The organism is Vibrio lentus, assembly GCF_002875945.1.
GTDB lineage: Bacteria > Pseudomonadota > Gammaproteobacteria > Enterobacterales > Vibrionaceae > Vibrio > Vibrio apostichopi.
This window is the reverse complement of the sequence record NZ_MCZK01000059.1, coordinates 1-1,327: the sequence shown is the minus strand read 5'-3', so window position 1 is coordinate 1,327 and position 1,327 is coordinate 1. Positions and strand designations below refer to the sequence as shown.

Below are 1,327 nucleotides of genomic sequence, written 5' to 3'. Positions count from 1 at the left end.
AATTCACTATGCCACTTCAAATGCCTCTTTCAAGTGTTGGAAGTAAGTATCTAATACTTGTGATTCAAGATCTGCGCAATCTAGAGGCCTAACCGCACTGCTCATAAACAGAGCCACGTCTTTCATCGCACAACCATGACCCACATATTGGAAATCAACAGCCGCTGCGTTTTGGCTTTCTGAATCAAAACAGAAATTAGCGAGCTTGGCGTCGCCATGCACTAAGGTTTGATACGGACACTCTTTGAGTAAACGATCGATGTGTTGCGCTTGATTCTTCAATGGTAAGTCACCCAACGCATTTAACTCGTCAGGGCGCGTGTCTAAATGCCAGTAAGTGCCGACTTGCCACAATGATGCAGACTGTTCTTGGTCGATATGGATATGCTTCGCATGAAAATTAGCAAGCCACTTTAGGCAAGCATCGCGTTGTTTGTGCTCTTCTACAGTGTAACCAAAAGCCTGTTCAGACTGAGTATCTTTGGTTGCCAGATCGTCAGAAGCAGCAAGCACATCAAACTGAGAGGTTAGCGGAAAGCCGATATCCGCTAAGTCTTGCATCACAATCAGCCACTCGTTCTCTTGTAACTCACATTGCAGCCCAACAGGCATAGGGCAACGCTCATCCCATTGCTGAGTGAACGATTGATACCATGCCGTCTCAACTTGATAAGAGTGCACCTTGCGTTGATGAGATAGTTTAGTGTTCCAGCCTTTGGGGTGTTCGGCTTTATCTGGCAGTGCAACATGTTTGACGATGACGCTGTCCATCGAGGCATAATTAATCGAAGCATTGTTCATCAAAGCACTATTTTCGCTAGCAAAAATCAAACGCACTAACTCGCCGTATCCGCCCCATAAGCGTTGAATTACTTGAACATCAAACCCTTGATGGCAACCCAAGGAGGTCGCTATTTTTTGATAAAGCTCATTTTGATAAAGCTCAGGTTGGTTTTGACTTGTACTCACTTGTGATTGAGCAAGATTATTTGACGGTATTGATTGAGACATATAACTCGTTACTATGCTTTATCGGATAGAAGATGCGACCATTGCTTTTGCCTGTTCATGTAATGCACGACGTAACTGCACACCGGAACAATTTTAAAACCCGCCTGTTCAATTTCAGGTAATACCGATTCCATCATCACCTTGCCAAAGCCTTTGCCTTGGAGTTCATCAGGGATACGAGTCGAGGTAATATGTAGCACGTCTCCATCCTTTTGATACTTAACAACAGCGAACTGATTTGGCTCTAGCTCAACCGTGATCTGGCTATCTTTTTGATCCCATTTTATGGCCTTCATTCGGCTTTGTTGCGTAATTC

General features: G+C 44.2%; 1 protein-coding gene and 1 pseudogene. Both read right to left on the bottom strand.

The window, feature by feature from the left end; all coding sequences use genetic code 11:
- Window positions 1-21: 21 nt before the first annotated feature.
- A pseudogene (locus BCT49_RS04765) lies at window positions 22-1,011 on the bottom strand (phosphotransferase); the annotation flags it as partial.
- Window positions 1,012-1,022: 11 nt separating this feature from the next.
- Window positions 1,023-1,307, bottom strand: a complete 285-nt coding sequence (locus BCT49_RS04760) for a GNAT family N-acetyltransferase (protein ID WP_102434349.1) — start codon at window positions 1,305-1,307, stop codon at window positions 1,023-1,025.
- Window positions 1,308-1,327 lie beyond the last annotated feature (20 nt).